Source organism: Streptomyces africanus (assembly GCF_030816955.1).
Lineage (GTDB): Bacteria > Actinomycetota > Actinomycetes > Streptomycetales > Streptomycetaceae > Streptomyces > Streptomyces africanus.
The window spans coordinates 2152369-2174351 of sequence record NZ_JAUSYP010000001.1; the positions used below are offsets into that span (position 1 = coordinate 2152369).

The 21983-nt window shown below is 72.1% G+C and carries 19 protein-coding genes; 6 read left to right on the forward strand and 13 right to left on the reverse strand.

What is annotated here, in order from left to right:
• Nucleotides 1-91: 91 nt before the first annotated feature.
• The 4 genes from QF034_RS10060 to QF034_RS10075 form a co-directional block, all read right to left on the reverse strand.
• Nucleotides 92-427, reverse strand: a complete 336-nt coding sequence (locus QF034_RS10060) for a hypothetical protein (protein ID WP_307174609.1) — start codon at nt 425-427, stop codon at nt 92-94.
• A 151-nt stretch (nt 428-578) separates the two neighbouring features.
• On the reverse strand, nt 579-2042 hold the full coding sequence (locus tag QF034_RS10065; RefSeq protein ID WP_307174610.1) for a glutamate synthase subunit beta: 1464 nt from the start codon (nt 2040-2042) through the stop codon (nt 579-581).
• Nucleotides 2035-6633 (reverse strand): glutamate synthase large subunit, encoded by a 4599-nt coding sequence (gene gltB, locus QF034_RS10070; RefSeq protein ID WP_307179848.1) that lies wholly within the window; start codon nt 6631-6633, stop codon nt 2035-2037. Before gltB ends, QF034_RS10065 begins: the two co-directional genes overlap by 8 nt.
• A 381-nt stretch (nt 6634-7014) precedes the next feature.
• Nucleotides 7015-7746: a VIT1/CCC1 transporter family protein gene (locus tag QF034_RS10075; protein ID WP_307174611.1), complete on the reverse strand. Its 732-nt coding sequence runs from the start codon at nt 7744-7746 to the stop codon at nt 7015-7017.
• 227 nt (nt 7747-7973) lie between these two features.
• Between QF034_RS10075 and QF034_RS10080 the strand changes: the two genes are divergently transcribed.
• From QF034_RS10080 to QF034_RS10105, 6 genes are read left to right on the forward strand one after another with little or no spacing between them, the layout of a single operon-like run.
• Nucleotides 7974-9041, forward strand: coding sequence for an ADP-ribosylglycohydrolase family protein (locus QF034_RS10080; protein WP_307174612.1), 1068 nt, complete (start codon nt 7974-7976; stop codon nt 9039-9041).
• Nucleotides 9038-10285, forward strand: coding sequence for an ADP-ribosylglycohydrolase family protein (locus tag QF034_RS10085; RefSeq protein WP_307174613.1), 1248 nt, complete (start codon nt 9038-9040; stop codon nt 10283-10285). The genes QF034_RS10080 and QF034_RS10085 overlap by 4 nt, the downstream gene beginning before the upstream one ends.
• Before the next feature lie 7 nt (nt 10286-10292).
• On the forward strand, nt 10293-11462 hold the full coding sequence (locus QF034_RS10090) for an ADP-ribosylglycohydrolase family protein (RefSeq protein ID WP_307174614.1): 1170 nt from the start codon (nt 10293-10295) through the stop codon (nt 11460-11462).
• A complete protein-coding gene (locus tag QF034_RS10095) occupies nt 11450-12889 on the forward strand; it encodes an ADP-ribosylglycohydrolase family protein (protein ID WP_307174615.1) in 1440 nt (479 codons plus the stop codon). The genes QF034_RS10090 and QF034_RS10095 overlap by 13 nt, the downstream gene beginning before the upstream one ends.
• Nucleotides 12886-14073 (forward strand): CaiB/BaiF CoA transferase family protein, encoded by a 1188-nt coding sequence (locus tag QF034_RS10100; protein ID WP_307174616.1) that lies wholly within the window; start codon nt 12886-12888, stop codon nt 14071-14073. The genes QF034_RS10095 and QF034_RS10100 overlap by 4 nt, the downstream gene beginning before the upstream one ends.
• The gene (locus QF034_RS10105) at nt 14070-14891 is read left to right on the forward strand and encodes an HpcH/HpaI aldolase/citrate lyase family protein (protein ID WP_307174617.1); all 822 of its coding nucleotides are present in this window, start codon (nt 14070-14072) and stop codon (nt 14889-14891) included. Before QF034_RS10100 ends, QF034_RS10105 begins: the two co-directional genes overlap by 4 nt.
• Nucleotides 14892-14965: 74 nt before the next feature.
• Here the strand turns inward: QF034_RS10105 and lgt are convergent, their stop codons facing one another.
• From lgt to QF034_RS10150, 9 genes are all read right to left on the reverse strand, one after another.
• The gene (gene lgt, locus QF034_RS10110) at nt 14966-15916 is read right to left on the reverse strand and encodes a prolipoprotein diacylglyceryl transferase (protein ID WP_307174618.1); all 951 of its coding nucleotides are present in this window, start codon (nt 15914-15916) and stop codon (nt 14966-14968) included.
• Nucleotides 15917-16000: 84 nt separating this feature from the next.
• The gene (locus tag QF034_RS10115) at nt 16001-16777 is read right to left on the reverse strand and encodes a DsbA family protein (RefSeq protein WP_307174619.1); all 777 of its coding nucleotides are present in this window, start codon (nt 16775-16777) and stop codon (nt 16001-16003) included.
• Between the two features lie 86 nt (nt 16778-16863).
• A complete protein-coding gene (gene trpA / locus QF034_RS10120) occupies nt 16864-17682 on the reverse strand; it encodes a tryptophan synthase subunit alpha (protein ID WP_307174620.1) in 819 nt (272 codons plus the stop codon).
• A complete protein-coding gene (gene trpB / locus QF034_RS10125; protein WP_307174621.1) occupies nt 17679-18965 on the reverse strand; it encodes a tryptophan synthase subunit beta in 1287 nt (428 codons plus the stop codon). The genes trpA and trpB overlap by 4 nt, the downstream gene beginning before the upstream one ends.
• A gap of 75 nt (nt 18966-19040) precedes the next feature.
• Nucleotides 19041-19241: a tryptophan biosynthesis modulator TrpM gene (gene trpM / locus QF034_RS10130; protein ID WP_307174622.1), complete on the reverse strand. Its 201-nt coding sequence runs from the start codon at nt 19239-19241 to the stop codon at nt 19041-19043.
• 22 nt (nt 19242-19263) lie between these two features.
• Complete coding sequence (gene trpC, locus QF034_RS10135; RefSeq protein WP_307174623.1) at nt 19264-20073, reverse strand: indole-3-glycerol phosphate synthase TrpC; 810 nt, start codon at nt 20071-20073, stop codon at nt 19264-19266.
• Nucleotides 20074-20258: 185 nt separating this feature from the next.
• Entirely contained in the window at nt 20259-20693 is a 435-nt protein-coding gene (locus QF034_RS10140; RefSeq protein ID WP_307174624.1) for a DUF2752 domain-containing protein, read from the reverse strand.
• A gap of 84 nt (nt 20694-20777) precedes the next feature.
• The gene (locus QF034_RS10145; protein ID WP_307174625.1) at nt 20778-21029 is read right to left on the reverse strand and encodes an HGxxPAAW family protein; all 252 of its coding nucleotides are present in this window, start codon (nt 21027-21029) and stop codon (nt 20778-20780) included.
• Nucleotides 21030-21137: 108 nt separating this feature from the next.
• On the reverse strand, nt 21138-21770 hold the full coding sequence (locus tag QF034_RS10150) for a TIGR02234 family membrane protein (protein ID WP_307174626.1): 633 nt from the start codon (nt 21768-21770) through the stop codon (nt 21138-21140).
• Between the last annotated feature and the right edge of the window lie 213 nt (nt 21771-21983).

Here is a 21983-nt window from a genome sequence, read left to right on the forward strand (position 1 = left end):
CCTTCACGCCCACGCCGCAGCAGCTCCGCGGCGCGGACCGCCGCTGTCGCGAGATGGCCTCCCCGGATCGGCAGTTGCAGGCGGCGCTGCATCAGGCCGAGGGGTACCGCAATTTCCTCGTCTCGCTCACCGGCCTGCTCGCGGCGGTGTTCGTGCTGAAGGGCCAGGAGGATCTGAGCAAGCTGGCGGACACGCCGCGCTGGTGGGTGACCGGTCTGCTGATCGCCGGGTTCCTCGCCCTGATCGCCGCTTCCTGGCTGGGCGTTCTGGCCGTGCACGGACGGCCCGGTGAGGAGATCCTGCTGGAGGCGGGCAGGCTGCTGCGGTACGAGAAGAAGCGGACGAAGACCGTCTGGCTGCTGGTGGAGTGCGCGCGCTGGCTCGCCCTGGCCGGTGTCCTGTGCGTCGCCGCCGCGGTGATCGTCACGTGGGTCGCGCCCGGCGAAAGTAGCGGGGAAAGGCGACAGCGCCTGCCCGTTCGTCCGGTCGGGGACTGTGGGGCAGGCGCCGTCAGTGTTCCGCACGCCTTTGTACGGGACGTATGGGTGACCGTCAGGTCACTTGTCTCATGGGCTCCGTCAGACCATCAGCGCGCGATCCGTCGGGCGGATCGGTGCCGGCAGCTCGCTGGCGCCCGTGAGGTGGCGGTCCACCCCGCGCGCCGCCGAGCGGCCCTCGGCGATCGCCCACACGATGAGCGACTGGCCGCGGCCCGCGTCACCGGCGACGAACACGCCCGGCACGTTGGTCTGGTAGTCCTCGTCGCGGGCGATGTTGCCGCGCTCGTCGAGCTCCAGGCCGAACTGCTCGACCAGGCCGTTCTCGCGGTCGGTGCCGGTGAAGCCCATGGCAAGGGTGACCAGCTGGGCGGGGATCTTGCGCTCGGTGCCCGGCTTCGGGGTCAGCCGGCCGTCGATGAACTCCACCTCGGTGAGGTGCAGCCACTGCACGTTGCCGTCCTCGTCGCCCTCGAAGTGGGTCGTCGAGACCGAGTAGACGCGCTCGCCGCCCTCCTCGTGGGCCGAGGTGACCTTGTAGAGCATCGGGAAGGTCGGCCAGGGCTGGTTCGTCGGGTGCCGCTCGTCGTTCGGGCGGGGCATGATCTCCAGCTGCGTGACGGAGGCCGCGCCCTGGCGGTGGGCCGTACCGACGCAGTCGGCGCCGGTGTCGCCGCCGCCGATGACCACGACGTGCTTGCCCTCGGCCGAGATCGGGGGCGCCACGTAGTCGCCCTCCTGCACCTTGTTGGCCAGCGGCAGGTACTCCATGGCCTGGTAGACGCCCTTGAGTTCGCGGCCGGGCACCGACAGGTCACGGGCCGTGGTGGCGCCGACGGCAAGGACGACCGCGTCGTACCGCTTCTTCAGGTCCGTCGCCTTCAGGTCGCGGCCGATCTCGATGCCGGTGCGGAAGCGGGTGCCCTCCGCGCGCATCTGCTCGATGCGGCGGTTGATGTGCCGCTTCTCCATCTTGAACTCGGGGATGCCGTACCGCAGGAGGCCTCCGATGCGGTCCGCGCGCTCGTAGACGGCGACCGTGTGGCCGGCCCGCGTCAGCTGCTGGGCGGCGGCGAGCCCCGCCGGGCCTGAGCCGATGACCGCGACGGTCTTGCCGGACAGGCGCTCCGGGATCTGCGGGGCGACGTCCCCGGTCTCCCACGCCTTGTCGATGATCGAGACCTCGACGTTCTTGATGGTGACCGGCGGCTGGTTGATGCCGAGCACACACGCCGACTCACAGGGAGCGGGGCACAGCCGGCCCGTGAACTCCGGGAAGTTGTTCGTCGCGTGCAGCCGCTCGGAGGCGGCGGCCCAGTCCTCGCGGTAGGCGTAGTCGTTCCACTCGGGGATGAGGTTCCCGAGCGGGCAGCCGTTGTGGCAGAACGGGATGCCGCAGTCCATGCACCGGCTGGCCTGCTTGCTGATGATGGGCAGCAGGGAGCCGGGGACGTAGACCTCGTTCCAGTCCCTGACGCGCTCCTCGACGGGGCGGGACTTGGCGACCTCGCGCCCGTGGTTCAGGAAGCCCTTCGGGTCAGCCATTGATCGCCGCCTCCATCATCTTCTCGTGGGTCTCGGTCTCGGAGAGACCGGCTCGCTCGGCGGCGTCCTTGGCGGCGAGCACTGCCTTGTACGTGCTGGGGATGATCTTGCTGAAGCGCTCGACGGCGGTGTCCCACTCGGCCAGGAGCTTCTCGGCGACGGTGGAGCCCGTCTCCTCCTGGTGGCGGCGGACCACGTCGTGCAGCCACTGCTTGTCGGTGTCGTCCAGCGCCTCGACCGCGTCCAGGTTGCCGACGTTGACGTTGTCGCAGTCCAGGTCGATGACGTACGCGATACCGCCGGACATACCGGCCGCGAAGTTGCGGCCCGTCTCGCCGAGCACCACCGCGTGACCGCCGGTCATGTACTCGCAGCCGTGGTCGCCCACGCCCTCGGAGACGACCGTCGCGCCGGAGTTGCGGACGCAGAACCGCTCGCCGACCTTGCCGCGCAGGAACATCTCGCCGCCGGTCGCGCCGTAGCCGATGGTGTTGCCGGCGATGACGCTGTACTCGGCGAGGTGGTCGGCCGCGCGGTCCGGGCGGACCACGATCCGGCCGCCCGACAGGCCCTTGCCGACGTAGTCGTTGGCGTCGCCCTCCAGGCGCAGCGTGACACCGCGCGGCACGAAGGCGCCGAAGGACTGGCCGGCGGAGCCGGTGAAGGTGATGTCGATGGTGTCGTCGGGCAGGCCCGCGCCACCGAACTTCTTCGTCACCTCGTGGCCGAGCATGGTGCCGACCGTGCGGTTGATGTTGCGGATCTGCACCTGCGCGCGGACCGGCTGGGCCTCGGTGGCGTCCGAGGCGGACAGGGCGTCAGCGGCGAGCTTGATGAGCTGGTTGTCGAGCGCCTTCTCCAGACCGTGGTCCTGGGCGATCAGCCGGTGGCGGACCGCGCCCTCGGGCAGCTCGGGCACGTGGAACAGCGGTGCCAGGTCCAGTCCCTGCGCCTTCCAGTGGTCCACGGCCCGCGTGACGTCGAGGGTCTCGGCGTGGCCGACGGCCTCCTCGATGGAGCGGAAGCCCAGCTCGGCGAGGATCTCGCGGACCTCTTCGGCGATGTACCGGAAGAAGTTCACGACGTACTCGGCCTTGCCGTTGTACCGGTCGCGCAGCACCGGGTTCTGCGTGGCGATGCCGACCGGGCAGGTGTCCAGGTGGCAGACGCGCATCATGACGCAGCCGGAGACGACGAGCGGCGCGGTCGCGAAACCGAACTCCTCGGCGCCGAGCAGCGCGGCGATGACCACGTCGCGGCCGGTCTTGAGCTGGCCGTCGGTCTGCACGACGATGCGGTCGCGCAGGCCGTTGAGCAGCAGCGTCTGCTGGGTCTCGGCGAGGCCGAGCTCCCAGGGGCCGCCGGCGTGCTTCAGCGAGGTGAGCGGCGAGGCGCCGGTGCCGCCGTCGTGGCCGGAGATGAGGACGACGTCCGCGTGCGCCTTCGACACACCCGCGGCGACCGTGCCGACACCGACCTCCGAGACCAGCTTGACGTGAATCCGCGCCTGCGGGTTCGCGTTCTTCAGGTCGTGGATCAGCTGGGCCAGGTCCTCGATGGAGTAGATGTCGTGGTGCGGGGGCGGCGAGATGAGGCCGACGCCCGGCGTCGAGTGCCGCGTCTTGGCGACCCACGGGTAGACCTTGTGGCCGGGCAGCTGGCCGCCCTCGCCGGGCTTGGCGCCCTGGGCCATCTTGATCTGGATGTCGTCGGAGTTGACCAGGTACTCGGAGGTCACACCGAAGCGGCCGGAGGCGACCTGCTTGATGGACGACCGGCGGGCCGGGTCGTACAGGCGCTCCGGGTCCTCGCCGCCCTCACCGGTGTTGGACTTGCCGCCCAGCTGGTTCATGGCGATGGCGAGGGTCTCGTGCGCCTCCTGGGAGATGGAGCCGTACGACATGGCGCCCGTCGAGAACCGCTTGACGATCTCGGAGACCGGCTCGACCTCGTCGATCGGGATCGGCTTCCGGTCGGACTTGAAGCCGAACAGGCCGCGCAGCGTCATCAGCCGCTCGGACTGCTCGTTCACCCGCTCGGTGTACTTCTTGAAGATGTCGTAGCGGCCGGAGCGCGTGGAGTGCTGGAGGCGGAAGACCGTCTCCGGGTCGAACAGGTGCGGCTCGCCCTCGCGGCGCCACTGGTACTCGCCGCCTATGTCGAGGGCGCGGTGCGCCGGGGCGATGCCGGAGGCCGGGTAGGCCTTGGCGTGCCGGGCGGCGACCTCCTTGGCGATGACGTCGATGCCGACGCCGCCGATCTTGGTGGCCGTGCCGTTGAAGTACTTCTCGACGAAGGTCTCGTCGAGACCGACCGCCTCGAAGACCTGGGCGCCGCGGTAGGAGGCGACGGTCGAGATGCCCATCTTGGACATGACCTTCAGCACGCCCTTGCCCAGGGCGTAGATGAGGTTGCGGATGGCCTTCTCGGACTCGATGCCGGGCAGGAAGGTGCCGGCGCGGACCAGGTCCTCGACGGACTCCATCGCCAGGTACGGGTTGACGGCGGCGGCGCCGTAGCCGATGAGCAGGGCGACGTGGTGGACCTCGCGGACGTCACCGGCCTCGACCAGCAGGCCCACCTGGGTGCGCTGCTTGGTGCGGATGAGGTGGTGGTGGACGGCCGCGGTGAGCAGCAGCGAGGGGATCGGCGCGTGCTCGGCGTCCGAGTGGCGGTCCGACAGGACGATCAGGCGGGCGCCGTTCTCGATCGCGGCGTCGGCCTCGGCGCACATCTCGTCGATCCGCGCGGCGAGGGCCTCGCCGCCGCCGTGCACCCGGTACAGGCCGGACAGGGTCGCGGCCTTGAAGCCGGGCATGTCGCCGTCGGCGTTGATGTGGATGAGCTTGGCCAGCTCGTCGTTGTCGATCACCGGGAAGGGCAGCACGACGCTGCGGCAGGAGGCCGCGCTCGGGTCGAGCAGGTTGCCCTGCGGGCCCAGCGAGGAGCGCAGCGAGGTGACGAGCTCCTCGCGGATGGCGTCCAGCGGCGGGTTGGTGACCTGCGCGAACAGCTGGGTGAAGTAGTCGAAGAGCAGGCGCGGGCGGTCCGACAGCGCGGCGATCGGCGAGTCGGTGCCCATCGAGCCGATGGGCTCGGCACCGGCCTTGGCCATCGGCGCGAGGAGAACGCGCAGTTCCTCCTCGGTGTAGCCGAAGGTCTGCTGGCGGCGGGTGACCGAGGCGTGAGTGTGGACGATGTGCTCGCGCTCGGGCAGGTCGGAGAGCTCGATCTCACCGGCCTCCAGCCACTCCGCGTACGGCTGCTCGGCGGCGAGCTGGGCCTTGATCTCGTCGTCCTCGATGATGCGGTGCTCGGCGGTGTCGACGAGGAACATGCGGCCGGGCTGCAGGCGGCCCTTGCGGACGACCTTGGACGGGTCGATGTCGAGGACGCCGACCTCGGAGCCGAGGACGACGAGGCCGTCGTCGGTGACCCAGTAGCGGCCGGGGCGCAGGCCGTTGCGGTCGAGCACGGCGCCGACCTGGGTGCCGTCGGTGAAGGTGACGCAGGCCGGGCCGTCCCAGGGCTCCATCAGGTTGGAGTGGAACTGGTAGAAGGCGCGCCGCGTCGGGTCCATGGAGTCGTGGTTCTCCCACGCCTCCGGGATCATCATCAGCACGGAGTGCGGCAGGGAACGGCCGCCCAGGTGCAGGAGTTCGAGGACCTCGTCGAAGGAGGCGGAGTCGGAGGCGTCCGGCGTACAGACCGGGAAGATCCGCTCTATGGCCTTGTCGTCGGAACCGAACAGGTCCGAGACGAGCTGCGACTCACGGGCCACCATCCAGTTGCGGTTGCCCTTGACGGTGTTGATCTCACCGTTGTGCGCGACGAAGCGGTACGGGTGGGCCAGCGGCCACGACGGGAACGTGTTGGTCGAGAACCGGGAGTGCACGAGCGCGATCGCGGAGGCGAACCGGCGGTCGGACAGGTCCGGGAAGAAGGGCTCCAGCTGGCCGGTGGTCAGCATGCCCTTGTAGACGATGGTCCGCGCGGACAGCGACGGGAAGTACACGCCGGCCTCGCGCTCGGCGCGCTTGCGCAGCACGAAGGCCTTGCGGTCGAGGGCGATGCCCTCCGAGACGCCGTCGCTGACGAAGATCTGGCGGAAGACCGGCATGGTCGACCGGGCGGTGGCACCCAGCAGCTGGGGGGCGACCGGCACCTCGCGCCAGCCGAGGACGGTCAGGCCCTCTTCGGCCGCGATCGTCTCGATCTGCGAGACGGCGTCGGCGACGGAGTCCTCCGGCAGGAAGGCGGTGCCGACGGCGTAGGCACCGGCCGCGGGCAGTTCGAATCCGGCCACGTCACGGAAGAAGGCGTCCGGGACCTGCGACAGGATGCCGGCGCCGTCGCCGGAGTCGGGCTCGGAGCCGGTGGCACCGCGGTGTTCGAGGTTGCGCAGGACGGTCAGGGCCTGCTCGACCAGGGTGTGGGACGCCTCGCCGGTAAGGGTGGCGACGAAGCCGACGCCACAGGCGTCGTGCTCGTTGCGGGGGTCGTACATACCCTGCGCAGCAGGGCGAGCATCCATGAAGGACCAGTTCTGGCCATTCGCGGAATGCTGGGACGGCTGGCGCGGCGTACGCATCGGCTCTCCCGTCGTCGTCATGTGGCATATGCAAGTGCCGAGGGACGACGTTGGCCCTCGCGTGATCGCAAAATTTCGTGCAGGTTACATGATGGAGCGGTTCTCGGGAACCGGGATAATCCGTTCCAACATGCGGACACCGGCGGCTCGCGGCGGGGGTACCGCACCGACGGCGGAAGCTATGGGGGGCCAGTACGGAACGACCGGGTGAGATCGATGCCCGTCGGGCCCGGGGGCGGGACGGGCGTCTTCACCCACCCCGCTGAGCGCGGCCACGGGCCTCGTTGCCCGCAGCGCTTACGGCTCATGCCCGGTGATTGCGCGTTCGAAACCAGCAAGTAACGGCTACTTATACGGTCCCTCGCATAAGTCCGAGCCGAGCTATCCTACGGCCGTTCCGAACAAGCTGCCCAGGGCGTACGTCACACCGGCCGCCGCGCCTCCCAGGAACAACTGCCGCAGCCCGCTGTACCACCAGGTGCGAGCCGTCACCCGGGCCACCACCGCGCCGCACAGGAAGAGCCCGAGCAGCGCCAGCAGCACGGCCGGCCAGAGGCTGCCCGCACCCAGCAGATACGGCAGGACGGGGATCAGCGCGCCCAGCGCGAAGGAACCGAAGCTCGACACCGCGGCCACGGTGGGCGAGGGCAGATCGCCGGGGTCGATGCCCAGCTCCTCCCGGGCGTGGATCTCCAGCGCCTGCTCGGGGTCCTTCGACAGCTGCCGGGCGACCTCGTCGGCCAGCCGCGCCTCGACTCCGCGCGCCCGGTAGAGCGCGGCGAGCTCGGCCTCCTCGTCCTTCGGGTGCTTGCGCAGCTCGCGCCGCTCCACGTCCAGCTCGGCCTCGACGAGCTCGCGCTGCGAGGCGACGGAGGTGTACTCGCCGGCGGCCATGGAGAAGGCGCCGGCGGCCAGGCCCGCGAGTCCGGTGAGGACGACGGTGTGCTGGCTGACCGAGCCGCCCGCGACACCGGTCATCAGGGCCAGGTTGGAGACGAGGCCGTCCATCGCACCGAACACCGCGGGACGCAGCCAGCCGCCGTTGACGTCCCGGTGGGTGTGGTTGTCCCGGTGCGCCTCGTGCAGCGCCGCCTCGGTCTCGATGATGGCCATGAAATATCCCCGATCCCCTTGCCGAACCAGCTTCTCTGGACGAGTTCCAGATTTTTACAACACACAAAGTACGCCGTGGATTCCGGCGCCGCCAGCAAGGAAAGGCTGCGCTAACCTGCGGTTTTGCCCTTCGGTGCTCACTTGATGACGATCTTGCACAGATGTCGACCGGGTGATGCTGTGGCTCCCGAGGCTCGGGGCGGTCGCCGCAGTGGGACACCTTCCCTATGGCATCGATCGCCTGCATCCCCTCCGTACCGGCGCCCGGGGACGCCACCGAACTCCGCGCACGGGCCCGCGGCGCCCTGCTGGGCCTGGCCGTCGGTGACGCGCTCGGGGCCCCGGCCGAGAACCTGAAGCCCTCCGAGATCCGCGCGCGGTGGGGCCGTATCACCGGCTACGTCACCGAGCACCCCGCCGGCACGGACGACACCGAGTACGCGATCTTCTCGGGCCTCCTCCTGGCCCGGCACGGCTCGGCACTGACCCCCGCGCATGTGGAGGCGGCCTGGCACGAGTGGATCGCCGACCGGGAGGAGGGCCCCTTCCGGGGTGCCGGTTTCAGCGAACGCGGCACGCTGGAGAACCTCCGGCGGGGCCTGGCCGCCCCCATCTCCGCCCAGCACCGGCACGCCTGGAGCGACGGTCTGGCCATGCGCGCGGCGCCCTTCGGGGTGTTCGCGCCGGGCCGCCCGGCGGAGGCGGCACGGCTGGTGGCGATCGACGGCTCGGTGAGCCATGACGGCGAGGGCATCTACGGCGGCCAGGCGGTGGCGGCGGGCGTGGCGGCGGCGATGGCGGGCGCCCAGCCGATCGCGGTCGTGGCCGCCGCCCTCGCCGTCGTGCCCGACGACTCGTGGACGGCCCGCTGCCTGCGCCGCGCGGTGGCGGTGGCCCACCGCGGCGAACGCGCGGTCCGCTCCGCGGTCGTCATCGGCGGCTACCCGTGGACCGACCTGGCCCCCGAGGCGGTCGCCCTCGCCTTCGGCGCGTACGCGGCGGCCGACGGCGACTTCGAGCAGTCCGTCCTGACGGCGGTCAACATGGGCCGCGACGCGGACACGACGGCCGCGGTGGCGGGCGCGCTGGCGGGTGCGACCCGGGGCGTCTCGGCGATCCCGGAGGCCTGGACGACCCCCATCGGCCCGGTCCGCGGCCGGTGCCTGCCGGCGATGGCGGGCTACCACGTCCTGGACGTGGCGGACCTGCTGGCGCCCTGGGCCGCGGCACACGGCGACGAGCCCGGGCCGACGGACTTCGTCCTGGCGGGCGACGGAACGGAGGCCCCCGCATGACGCCGCACGATCCGGCGGGAGCGGCCGGCGCCGCGGCCCCGGAGGGACCACCCGCAGCCGCCGACGGCGAAGACGCCCCACGGGAGACCAAGGCCCCTCGGGTGACAGTTACGGGCGGTGAGCGGGTGGCAGACAAGAAGGCCGAAGGCCTCCTGCTCGGACTGGCCGCGGGCGACGCCGCCGGCTGGCCCGCCGCCCGCCACAGAGCCGCCCGCATGCCCGACTGGACCCGCCGCCTCACCCGCGAACTGGACACCTTCGCCGAACACAACGCCACGACCACCCTCCCCGTCCCCATCGCCCTGAATCAGCCCCCGGAGCCCCTCCGCCTGGGCCCCTCGGACGACGCCGAATGGGCAGCCTTCGCCGCCGAAGCCCTCCTCCGCGCGGGCGACGACACCGTCCTGAACGACCTCAGCCGAGAACGCCGCATCCGCGCCGCGATCGACCTGACCTGGAACGCCATCGCAAGCGAGGTGGCCGCCGCAGCGGACCGCGCGCCCGAGATCGAATCCGCCGTCCTCCCCCTGCGCGCCCGCATCTCCGTCCGCGCCGGCCTCGGCAACCTCGCCACCGGCCTGCGCCCGCCCGCCACCGGCCACGACAACCCCCACTACTTCGACGACGCCGCCTGCGTACGGGCCTGCGTCCTGGCCGTGGCCCACCCGGGCGACCCCCGGCGCGCCGCCGACCTCGCCGAGTTCGACGCCCGGTACACCCAGGACGGCGACGGCGTGCACGGCGCCCGCGCGATGGCGGCGGCCCTCGCCCTGGCCCTGGCAGGCGCGGACGTCCACGCCTGCGTCACCGCCGCGCTCGCGGAACTGCCCGAGGAGACGGAGATCGGCCGCAACGCCCGGCACGCGCTGCACCTCGCGGCCGACGCGGACAGCGCCTTCGCCCTGGTCCCGCCCCTGGAACACCAGATCGTCGACCACGTCTACAGCTACGGCATCGCCGCCGCCGAAACGGTCCCGGTCGCCCTCGCCCTGGCCACAGCGGCCCGCGGCCGTATCGCGGAGGCGGTACCGGCCGCGGCCTGCCTGTCCCGCGTCGCGGACTCCGCCCCGGCCCTGGCGGGCGCCCTCACCGGCGCACTCGGCGGCGGCGCCTCGATCCCGGCCTCCTGGCGGGAGACCTGCCGCGCCCTCTCCGGCTGCGTGCTGCCCCGCCTCACCGGCACGGACCTCGTGGAACTCGCCGAACTCCTGGAAGCCGCACAACCGGCCCGCCCCGGTGGATGATGCGGCCATGCAGCCCAAACCACACCAAAACGCCACACTGGGCGAGCGGATCACCGGCGCCCTGGTCGGTGCCGCCGTCGGCGACGCCCTCGGCGGCCCCGTCGAGGGCTACTCGCCCGAGCAGATCCTGGAACGCCACGGCGGCCGCGTCCACGGCATCGTCGGCCCCTGGCACGGCGACGACTGGCGCACCGCCCGCCCCCTCGCCCCGTACCACAAGGGCGACGGCCACGTCACCGACGACACCTTGATGACGCACGCCCTGATCCGCGTCTACGCCCGGGTCCGCGACCACCTCGACGCCTATGCGATCGCCGACCACCTCGTCCCCGACCTGATGACCGAGCCCCGCTGGATCCCGGAGCTGGAAACCGAGGCACTCCCCCTGCACCGCGTCTTCCTGGCGGAGAAGTGGCTGGTGACGAGGATCCACTACGGCCACGCCGACCCGCGCGAGGCCGGCACCGGCAACATCGTCAACTGCGGTGCGGCGATGTACATGTCCCCGGTCGGCCTGGTCAACGCGGCCGACCCGCGGGCGGCCTACGCCGAGGCCCTCGACATCGCCGGCGCGCACCAGTCGTCGTACGGCCGTGAGGCGGCGGGCGTCCTGGCGGCGGCGGTCGCGGCGGCGTGCAGCCCGGGAGCCACCCCGGACTCGGTCGTCTCGGCCTGCCTGTCCCTGGCGAAGGACGGCACGCGCACCGCGATCGAACGGGTCTGCGAGGAGGCCTCCCGCCACACGGACTTCGAGTCGGCCCTGGTCCCCCTGCGCGAGGCGGTCGCCCCCTACGACACGGTCGGCCCGGACTACCGCGCCCCTTCCCTCGGCGCCCGCCGCCCCTCCCGCCTCCACGCGATCGAGGAACTCCCCGTGGCCCTGGGCCTGTTGCTCGTGGCCCGGGGCGACTACCGCCACGCGGTCCTGGGCGCCGTGAACTACGGCCGCGACTGCGACTCCATCGCCACGATGGCCGGAGCCCTGGCGGGCGCCCTCGGTTCGCCGGTCCCCCAGGACTGGGCCAAGACGGTCGCGGAGGCCAGCCGCCTGGACCTCTGGGAACCGGCCACGACCCTCACGGCCGTCACCCGCGAGATCTTCGCCCGGGACATCTCCCGCCGCCGCACCCACGAACAGGCCTTCGCAGCCCTCGGAGGCCCGGAATGCTCCGCCTGACCTGGGTCCAGCCGGAGGACCTGATCGGCCACGAACTCCACCAGGCGACCCAGGACGGCCGCGAGCCGAAAGCGATCGCGGCCCGCTGGAGAGCAGCGGGCGGCCCGGACGCCCCCCTCACAGCAGGCGCGTCCCCCACCCCCGCCTCCCGCTACCTCCGCCAACTGGCAGAAGACCTCCTGGACGAACTGGCGGACCTGCCGAGCACTTTGACGGACGACGAGCCGACGGACCTGGCAGCGATCAAGTCCCTGTGCCCGGCTTGGTCATTGCCTGAGCCTGCGGGCAGTCGTGCCGCTGGGGCGGCACGGGTGGGCGCAGGCGGCACCCCGCCGGCGCCGGCGAGCGACCCCACCCCGACCCCAGCCACAACCCCGCAGCACCTGGAAGCCGCCTGGCTGGGCCGAGCCGTCGGCTGCCTCCTGGGCAAACCAGTCGAAAAACTCCCCCTGGACGCCATCCGCCAACTGGCCGAGTCCACCGGCAACTGGCCCCTCACCACCTACTTCACAGCCCGAGGCGTCCCCCAAGACCTCCTCGCCGCACACCCCTGGAACCGCCGCTCCGCACAAACCTCCCTCGCCGAGAACATCGACGGCATGCCCGAGGACGACGACCTCAACTACCCCCTCCTCAACCTCATCCTCCTGCAACGCCACGGCACGTCCTTCACCACCACGGACGTGGCCCGCACCTGGCTCGACGAACTCCCCGCCGGCCGCACCTTCACCGCCGAACGCATCGCCTACCGCAACCTCCTCACCGGCCTGGAACCCCCGCACACCGCCCGCCACCGCAACCCGTTCCGCGAATGGATCGGCGCCCTGATCCGCGCCGACATGCACGGCTGGACCAACCCCGGCGACCCGGCCACCGCCGCGGAACAGGCTCACCGCGACGCCACCCTCACCCACACCGCCAACGGCGTCTACGCGGCGATGTTCACGGCGGCCACCATCGCGCGGGCCGCGACAGGCGAACACGACGTCCACACCTGCCTGCGCACCGGCCTCACCGTCGTCCCGCCCCGCTCCCGCCTCGCCCGAGCCGTCCACCACGCCATCCGACTGGCCCGGGAACACGACGACTTCGACACGGTCGTCGACCAACTGCACGCCACCCACGCCGCCACCCACCACTGGGTGCACGCCGTCCCCAACACCGCCCTCGTCGCCGCCGCCCTCACCCACGCCGACGGCGACTTCTCCGGCTCGATCTGCCGCGCCGTGAGCGGCGGCTGGGACACCGACTCCAACGGCGCGACCGCCGGCAGCATCGCCGGCCTGCTGGCAGGGGACCCCGCGGCGCTCCCCGACCGCTGGACGGCCCCGCTGAAGAACCGCCTGTCCACCTCCGTCGGCGACTTCAACGGCATCGGCTTCGACACCCTCGCCCATCTCACCCACCGGGAGACCCACCGCTCATGACCGCGCCCCTCACCGGCCTCCGCGTCCTGGACCTCGCCACCCTCTTCGCCGGTCCGCTCGCCGCCACCCTGCTCGGCGACTTCGGTGCGGAGGTCGTCAAGGTCGAGCACCCGGCGAAACCGGACCCGTCCCGCGGCCACGGCCCGTCGAAGGACGGCCTGGGCCTGTGGTGGAAGATGCTCGGCCGCAACAAACGCACCATCACCCTCGACCTGTCGAAGCCCGGCGGCCGCACCACCCTCCTGCGCCTCGCCGCCGGCGCCGACGTGATCATCGAGAACTTCCGCCCCGGCACCCTGGAGAAATGGGACCTGGGCTGGCCGGAGCTGTCAGCCGCCAACCCCCGCCTGGTCCTGGCCCGCGTCACCGGCTTCGGCCAGTTCGGCCCCTACGCCCACCGCCCCGGCTTCGGCACCCTCGCCGAGGCGATGAGCGGTTTCGCCGCGATCACCGGCGAACCGGACGCGCCGCCGACGCTCCCGCCGTTCGGCCTGGCCGACTCCATCGCCGGCCTGACGACGGCGTACGCGGTGATGACGGCGCTCGCCGCCCGGGACAGGACCGGCGAGGGCCAGGTCATCGACATGGCCCTGATCGAGCCCATCCTGGCCGCCCTCGGCCCTCAGCCCCTCTGGTACGACCAGCTCGGCCACGTCCAGCCCCGCACCGGCAACCGCTCCCCCAACAACGCCCCGCGCGGCGTCTACCGCACCGCGGACGGCACCTGGGTCGCCGTCTCGACGTCGGCCCAGTCGGTCGCGGAGCGCGTGATGCACCTGGTGGGCCGCCCGGAACTGATCGACGAGCCGTGGTTCGCCACGGGCGCCGACCGCGCCCGCCACGCCGACGTCCTGGACGAGGCGGTCGGCTCCTGGATCGCCGCACGCACCCGCACGGACGTCCTGGCCGCCTTCGAGAAGGCAGAGGCGGCCGTGGCCCCGGTCCAGGACATCCGGGACGTGATGGCGGACCCGCAGTACCAGGCCCTGAACACCATCACCACCGTCGACGACCCGGAGCTGGGCCCCCTGCGCATGCAGAACGTCCTCTTCCGGCTCTCCGCCACGCCCGGCGCGATCCGCTGGGCCGGCCGCCCCCACGGAGCGGACACGGACGAGGTCCTCACCGAACTGGGCCTGTCCCCGGCCGACCTCACGGCACTGCGCGCGGAGGGCGCGCTGTGACGGCGTTCCCGCTCACCTGGCTCTACGCCCCGGGCGACCGCCCCCACGTGGTCGCCAAGGCCCTCACCTCCGGCGCCGACATCGTCGTCGTCGACCTGGAGGACGCCGTCGCCCCCGACCGGAAGGAGTACGCCCGTGCCGCCACCGCCGAGCTGCTCACCGAGCTGCCGCCGGTCCCGGTCCACGTCCGCGTCAACGCCCTGGACAGCCCCTGGGCCGGGCAGGACCTCGCCGCCGTCGCCCCCGCTCCGGGCCTCTGCGCCCTGCGGCTCCCCAAGATCGGCTCACCCGCCGAGGTCGTCCGGATCGCCCAGCACGCCGTCCCCACCGGGATGCCCCTGTACGCCCTCCTGGAGACGGCCCTCGGCGTGGAGCAGGCGTACGCCGTCGCCACGGCCCACCCGTCCCTGCGGGGCATCGCGCTCGGTGAGGCGGATCTCCGGGCCGACCTGGGCGGATGTGACGACGAGGGGCTCGACTGGTCCCGCTCCCGGGTGATCGTGGCCGCCCGGGCCGCGGGCCTGCCGCCGCCGGCGCAGTCGGTCCACCCGGACGTCCGCGACCTGGAAGGGCTGGTCGCCTCCTGCGCCCATGGCCGCGCTCTGGGCTTCCTGGGCCGGGCCGCGATCCACCCCCGCCAGCTCCCGGTCATCGAGCGGGCCTTTCTCCCCACCGAGGAGGAGATCGAGCACGCGGAGACGATCGTCAAGGCGGCGACGGCGGAACAGGGCGCCCAGGCCCTCCCGGACGGCCGCTTCATCGACACGGCGGTGGTGACGGCGGCCCAGCGCACCCTGTCCCTGGCACGCCGCCGGTGATCCGTTTCCCGACCCGGAAAACACCGAGGGCGCCCGCGCATCCACGGGCGCCCTCGGTCACGTACGGCGGACGGTCAGCTCTTCTTCGCCGACCCGGCCTCGTCATTGGCCTCGTCGTCGGCCTTGGTCTCGTCGTCGGCCTTGGCCTCGTCTTCCTTGCCCTCGCCGGCGGACTCGTCGCCGCCGTCGGCGTCATCTCCGGAGGCCTCCGCGCCCGGCTCCACCACGGCCTCACGGCCCGGCCGCTTCCTCGACGACAGCACGAGGTACGTGACCGCGAGCAGGAACACCAGGAACGCGGTCCAGACGTTCAGCCGGAGACCCAGGATGTGGTGGGCGTCGTCGACCCGCATGTACTCGATCCACGCCCGGCCCGTGCAGTACGCGGCGACGTAGAGCGCGAACGCCCGGCCGTGTCCCAGCCGGAAGCGGCGGTCCGCCCAGATCACCAGGACCGCGACGCCGATGCACCACAGCGACTCGTACAGGAACGTCGGGTGGTACGTGCCCGGCACCCGGCCGTCCGCGGAGGACGTGATCTCCAGGGCCCACGGCAGGTCGGTGGGCTTGCCGTACAGCTCCTGGTTGAACCAGTTGCCCCAGCGGCCGATCGCCTGGGCGAGGGCGATGCCCGGCGCGACGGCGTCGGCGTACGCCGGCATCGGGATGCCACGGCGCCGGCAGCCGATCCAGGCACCCAGCCCGCCCAGCGCGATCGCGCCCCAGATGCCGAGGCCGCCCTCCCAGATCTTGAAGGCGTCCACCCAGTCACGGCCCTCGCTGAAGTACAGCTCGTAGTCCGTGATCACGTGGTAGAGCCGGCCGCCCACGAGGCCGAAGGGCACGGCCCAGACGGCGATGTCGGCCACCGTGCCGGCCCGCCCGCCCCGGGCGATCCAGCGCTTGTTGCCGAGCCAGACGGCAACGAAGACGCCGATGATGATGCAGAACGCGTAGCCGCGCAGCGGAATGGGGCCGAGGTACAGCACCCCGCGTGACGGGCTGGGAATGAAGGCAAGTTCCATGGCAAGGTCGACGCTACCGTGCCGGACCCGGGCCGCGGCAGGCAGCCCGGCTACGGGTCCATAACGGGCACGTGAGAAGAGCCTTCACCCCTTGTTCTGCTCCTGCACCATCTGCTTGAGCTTCGCCGGGGTCATCGTCCGGTCCTGGTAGATGTTCTTGCCGTCGAACAGGACGGTCGGCGTGCCCGAGAAGCCGCCCTTGTTGAACGCCTGGTGGGACTTGGCGACCCAGGCGTTGTGCGTGCCGTCCTCGACGCACTTGCGGAAGGCGGGGGTGTCCAGACCGTCGACCTTGCCGGCCAGCTCGATCAGCTTGGCGTTCTTGGCGTAGGCGTCGTCGACCTCCGGGGGCTGGTTGTCGAAGAGCACGTCGTGGTACGCGGGGAACTTCCCGGCGTCCTGGGCGCAGGCCGCGGCGTTGGCCGCGTTGCGGGAGCCGGTGCCGCGCATGTTGCCGTCGATCAGGGTGACCAGGTGGTACTCGGCCTTCAGCTGTCCGGCGTTCGTCAGCTCGTGGATCACCGGCCGGTACGCCGTCTCGAAGGATCTGCAGGCCGGGCAGCGGAAGTCCTCCCACACCGTGAGCGTGGACTTGGCGCTGTCCTTGCCGACCGGGATGGCCAGGCCGTCCTTGCCCTGGGCTCCCGAGGGCGCCACGACCGGGCCCGCCGCCTCGCTGTCGTCGTCCTTCCCGGCGTTGGCGGCGACGACGCCGATCACCGCCGCGAGTCCCAGGACGGCCACGACGGCACCGCCCACGATCAGCGCGCGCCGGCGCTTCTCCGAGGCCTTCTGCTTCTCGCGCTCCACCGCCAGCTTCTCCCGGGCGGTGCGCTTTCCCTCACGGTTCTTCTCGCTCACACCCCGGAAACGAACCGGGGAGGCGCACCGCGCCTCCCCGGCCCCAGGTCCACCCGTACGAGGGACCTGTATGACTACCCGGTCTCTTACGCCTGTCCGCGCACGCCCCGCGCCAGGCCGGCCGCCAGGCTGCGGACGGCTTCGACCCCGGCCGCGTCGTCCGGGGCGTCCAGCATGGCCTTGACGAAGGCCGAGCCGACGATCACGCCGTCGGCGAAGCCGGCGACCTCGGCGGCCTGGGTGGCGTTGGAGACGCCGAGGCCGACGCAGACCGGCAGGCCCGTGCCGGTGGCCCGGGTGCGTGCCACCAGGTCCTCGGCCTGCGAGCTGACCGACTCACGGGTGCCGGTGACGCCCATGAGGGAGGCGGCGTAGACGAAGCCGCTGCCCGCCGCGGTGATCTGCGCGAGCCGCTCGTCCCTGCTGCTGGGGGCGACGACGAAGACGGTGGCGAGGCCGTGCTTCTCCGCGTGCTCCCTCCACAGCGCCGACTCCTGGACGGGCAGATCGGGCAGGATGCACCCGGCGCCGCCCGCCTCGGCGAGCTCGGCGGTGAACCGCTCGACGCCGTAGCGGTCGATGGGGTTCCAGTACGTCATGACGAGGACCGGCTTGCCGGTGGCCGCGTGAGCCTCGCGGACCGTGCGCATCACGTCCGCGATCTTCACGCCGCCGCGCAGGGCGATGTCGTCGGCGGTCTGGATGACGGGGCCGTCGAGGACGGGGTCGCTGTGCGGCAGACCGACCTCGACGACGTCGGCGCCGCCGTCCAGGGCGGCCTTGATCGCCTCGATGCCGCCGTCCACGGTCGGGAAGCCGGCCGGGAGGTAGGCGATGAGGGCGGACCGGCCCTCGGACTTCGCCGCGGCGAGGGTGTCGGTCAACAGCTGGATCTTGCCGCTCACTTGGCGTCCCCCTCGATCTCGGCGGTGTCGGTGTCCGCGTCGGCGGCGACCTCGGCGTCGGTGTCGTACAGGCCGAAGTAGCGGGCGGCGGTGTCCATGTCCTTGTCGCCGCGGCCGGACAGGTTGACCACGATCAGCCCGTCCTTGCCCAGCTCCTTGCCGACCTCCAGGGCACCGGCCAGCGCGTGGGCGCTCTCGATGGCCGGGATGATGCCCTCGGTGCGGGACAGCAGGTGCAGGGCCTGCATGGCCGCGTCGTCCGTGACCGCGCGGTACTCACCGCGGCCGGAGTCCTTGAGGTAGGAGTGCTCGGGGCCGATGCCCGGGTAGTCCAGACCGGCCGAGATCGAGTACGGCTCGGTGATCTGGCCCTCGTCGTCCTGGAGGACGTAACTGCGGGAGCCGTGCAGGATGCCGGGTTCGCCGGCGGTCAGGGTCGCCGCGTGCTCGCCGGTATCGACGCCGTGGCCGGCCGGCTCGCAGCCGATGAGGCGGACGGACTCGTCCGGGATGAAGGCGTGGAAGAGGCCGATGGCGTTGGAGCCGCCGCCGACGCAGGCGACGGCCGCGTCGGGGAGCCGGCCCGCCCGTTCCAGGAGCTGCCGGCGGGTCTCCACGCCGATGACGCGGTGGAAGTCGCGGACCATGGCCGGGAAGGGGTGGGGTCCGGCGACCGTGCCGAAGAGGTAGTGCGTGTGGTCGACGTTGGCGACCCAGTCGCGGAACGCCTCGTTGATCGCGTCCTTCAGCGTGCGGCTGCCGGACTTCACGGCGATGACCTCGGCGCCGAGCATGCGCATGCGGGCGACGTTGAGGGCCTGGCGCTGGGTGTCGATCTCGCCCATGTAGATCGTGCACTCGAGGCCGAAGAGGGCGCAGGCCGTGGCGGTGGCGACGCCGTGCTGGCCGGCGCCCGTCTCGGCGATGACCCGGGTCTTGCCCATGCGCTTGGTGAGCAGGGCCTGCCCGAGGACGTTGTTGATCTTGTGGGAGCCGGTGTGGTTGAGGTCCTCGCGCTTGAGGAAGACGCGGGCGCCTCCGGCGTGCTCGGCGAACCGGGGCACCTCCGTGAGGGCCGACGGGCGGCCGGTGTAGTTGACCAGGAGGTCGTCGAGTTCCTTGGCGAACTCGGGGTCGTGCTTGGCCTTGTCGTACTCGACGGCCACCTCGTCGACCGCGGCGACGAGGGCCTCCGGGATGAACTTGCCGCCGAATGTCCCGAAGTAGCCTTCGGGGTTGGGCGTTTGACCCTCGGGGTCGGGGATGAAGAACTGGCTGGGCATGCGAATACCTCACGGTGAGTGTGTTGGATGCACTAATCGCCGTGGGGGCGAGGATCGGCTGTTGACCGCGGGCCGTCAGTGGCTGGTCGCGCAGTTCCCCGCGCCCCTGAAGGGGCGCTGCTGCCATCGCATGCCGTTCACCTGGCCCGGTTCGTCACCGATGACGTACCTCACCCGGCGGCCGTGGACGCGGCGCGCGGGGGCTCGGCAGCCGCGGGGGCGGCAGCCGCGCGCGAGGCGGGCGTACCGGTCCACGGTCGTCATGGTGACAGTCATCGGGGCCAAGCCTAGCGGGAGATCAGCCCCGGCCGTGCCGGAGTGCGGGATGTTCGCCCGCCGCCACCAGGTCGGAGACCGCCGTCCTGGGGTCCTTGCCGGTGACGAGGGACTCGCCCACCAGGACCGCGTCGGCGCCGGCGTTGGCGTAGGCGATGAGGTCGTGCGGGCCGCGGACGCCGGACTCGGCGATCTTGATGATGTGGTCGGGGATCTCCGGTGCCACGCGCTCGAAGGTGCCGCGGTCGACCTCGAGGGTCTTGAGGTTGCGCGCGTTGACGCCGATGACACGGGCGCCGGCGTCGACCGCGCGCTCGACCTCGTCCTCGTCGTGCACCTCGACGAGCGGCGTGAGCCCGATGGACTCGGCGCGCTCGATGAGGGACTCCAGGGCGGGCTGGTCGAGGGCTGCGACGATCAGCAGGACGACGTCGGCGCCGTAGGCGCGGGCCTCCCACAGCTGGTACGACGTGACGATGAAGTCCTTGCGCAGGACCGGGATGTCCACGCGGGCGCGGACCGCTTCGAGGTCGGCGAGCGAGCCGCCGAAACGGCGCTGTTCGGTGAGGACGGAGATGACGGCCGCGCCGCCCGCCTCGTAGTCCGCGGCGAGTCCGGCCGGGTCGGCGATCGCGGCCAGCGCGCCCTTGGAGGGGCTGGAGCGCTTGACCTCGCAGATGACCTTGACGCTGTCGCCGCGCAGTGCGGCCACGCCGTCCTTGGCCGCGGGAGCCTTCGCCGCGCGCTCCTTGAGCTCGTCGAGGCTGACGCGCGCCTGCCGCTCCGCGAGGTCGGCACGGACTCCGTCGATGATCTCGTCGAGCACACTCACGCGAGCGGCCCCCTTCCAGACTCTTGACAGTTCCAGCGACCGATCGAAAACCGATGGTCACTGCGATGGTATCCGCAGCGGGGCGAAGGCCTCGCATCCGGTTGACGCCGGTCCCTCCCCCACCCTCGAACCAGCTTCGCATGCTCGGGCGGGAGGTGCCCCCATACTGGACATCCGCCAGTTGATCAAGGATGGAGCCAGCCACCGAAGGGCAGGTTCCGGACAACGGTGAAGACCAGCAGCAACGCTCCGAGGCTCCACACCAGCCCCGGGCGGGGGTCGAACCGCATCGGGCGCCCGCGCACCGCGTGGACCACCCATACGGTCCACAGCACGGCGAAGGCCAGATAGCCGAGGACGGCGAGCGCGTTGGCGTGCAGTGCCGCCGGGAGGTCGCCGTGGACGACGGCGTGGGCGCTGCGCAGTCCGCCGCAGCCGGGGCAGTACAGGCCGGTGTAGTGCAGCAGCGGGCAGGCGGGGTAGTGGCCGGGTTCGTTGGGGTCGACCGCGCCCACATAGGCGAACGCGGCGGCGACGGCCGCGAGCACCCCGGCGGGGACGGCCAGGCGGCCCGGGACGCTGTGCGTCACCCTTCGGCTGTCGGCGTTCACGGTAGGCATTGTGCCCCGCACGCGCCTGAGGGGCGGTCCCGGCACCCGAGTGCCGGCCGCCCCTCACGCGACGACGGAGTGTTCCGCCGGGGGTCAGCCCTCGGCGCGCGCCGGCTCGCGGTCGCCGGTCATCTGGTGCGGCTGGTGCAGGTCCTTCGGCTGGCCGAGGCCCATCATCCGCATGATGCCGCCGACGACACCGCCGAGGAGCACGACGACGATGCCCGCCCAGAAGCCCACGGGCTGGTCCATCACCATGAACGCGCCCGCGACGCAGAAACCGATGAAGGCGATGATGACACCGGTCCAGGCGGCCGGGGTGTGACCGTGGCTGCTGCCCGCCATTGCTTGCTCCTCGTTGCTGTGTGCGTGTCTGAGCAGGACGCTCAGGCCCATTGTCCCGCACGCACGCGCCCGCCGTGAGCGGGGGTGTCCCCGCTCCCCCGGGTGGGCTCAGGCCCCGGTCGGGTCCTCGCCCCGGTCGAGTGCCTTCCACAGGTCCTCGGGCCGGTCGGGGTCGACGGCGGGGGCCTTGCGGCGTGGCTGGGGCGTGCCGCCCCGCTCGTAGCGGCCGGACATCGCGGGCCACAGCCGGCCGTAGCGCAGGGCGAGCAGCCCGGCCAGGAGGATCAGGAGGCCGCCGACGGCCGCGACGTACGGCCAGGCGGTGTGGCTGAGGGTGTCCACGGAGGCGGAGGTGTCGCCGGAGGCCTGGGCGGCCTGCTCGTCGAGCGCGGCGCTGTCGGAGGCGCCGAGCAGGGCGGCGGCGGCGATGCCCGCGCCGGAGAGCGCCAGCAGCCCGGCCACCACGAAGCGGCCGGCCCGGCGGACGGCGAAGACGGCGACGAGCGCGGCGAGGCCCACCACGGCGAGCGCCGCGGGTACGCCCGTGACGTCGCTGCCCTTGGCGGTCAGGGGGAAGGCGCCGCCGGCCACCGTCGCGGTGCCCTCCGCCCAGCGCTGCCGGGTGGCGAGCAGCGCCACGGCCGCGCCGAGCGCACCGCACAGCAGCGCGACGGCGAGGCTCCGGCGGCCGGCCCGGGTGGGGCCGGCCGCTACGGAGTGGGGGTGAGGTACGGCAGTCATGTACCCACTATCGCGCCAACTGCCAGGCACCGGGACACCGGGGCTTGCACAACGAGTGCCACTGGCTGTGACACGGCGCTTGCGTCCAGCTCCACTCCGGTGGAGCAGGGGTGATTGGCTGCACCCCGCGCCTACGCGATCAACGTCCCGTACGAAACCGGGTCCACCGGCAAGCCGGGGTTGTGCCTTCAGGGACTCCCGCGCGGGAGCTGC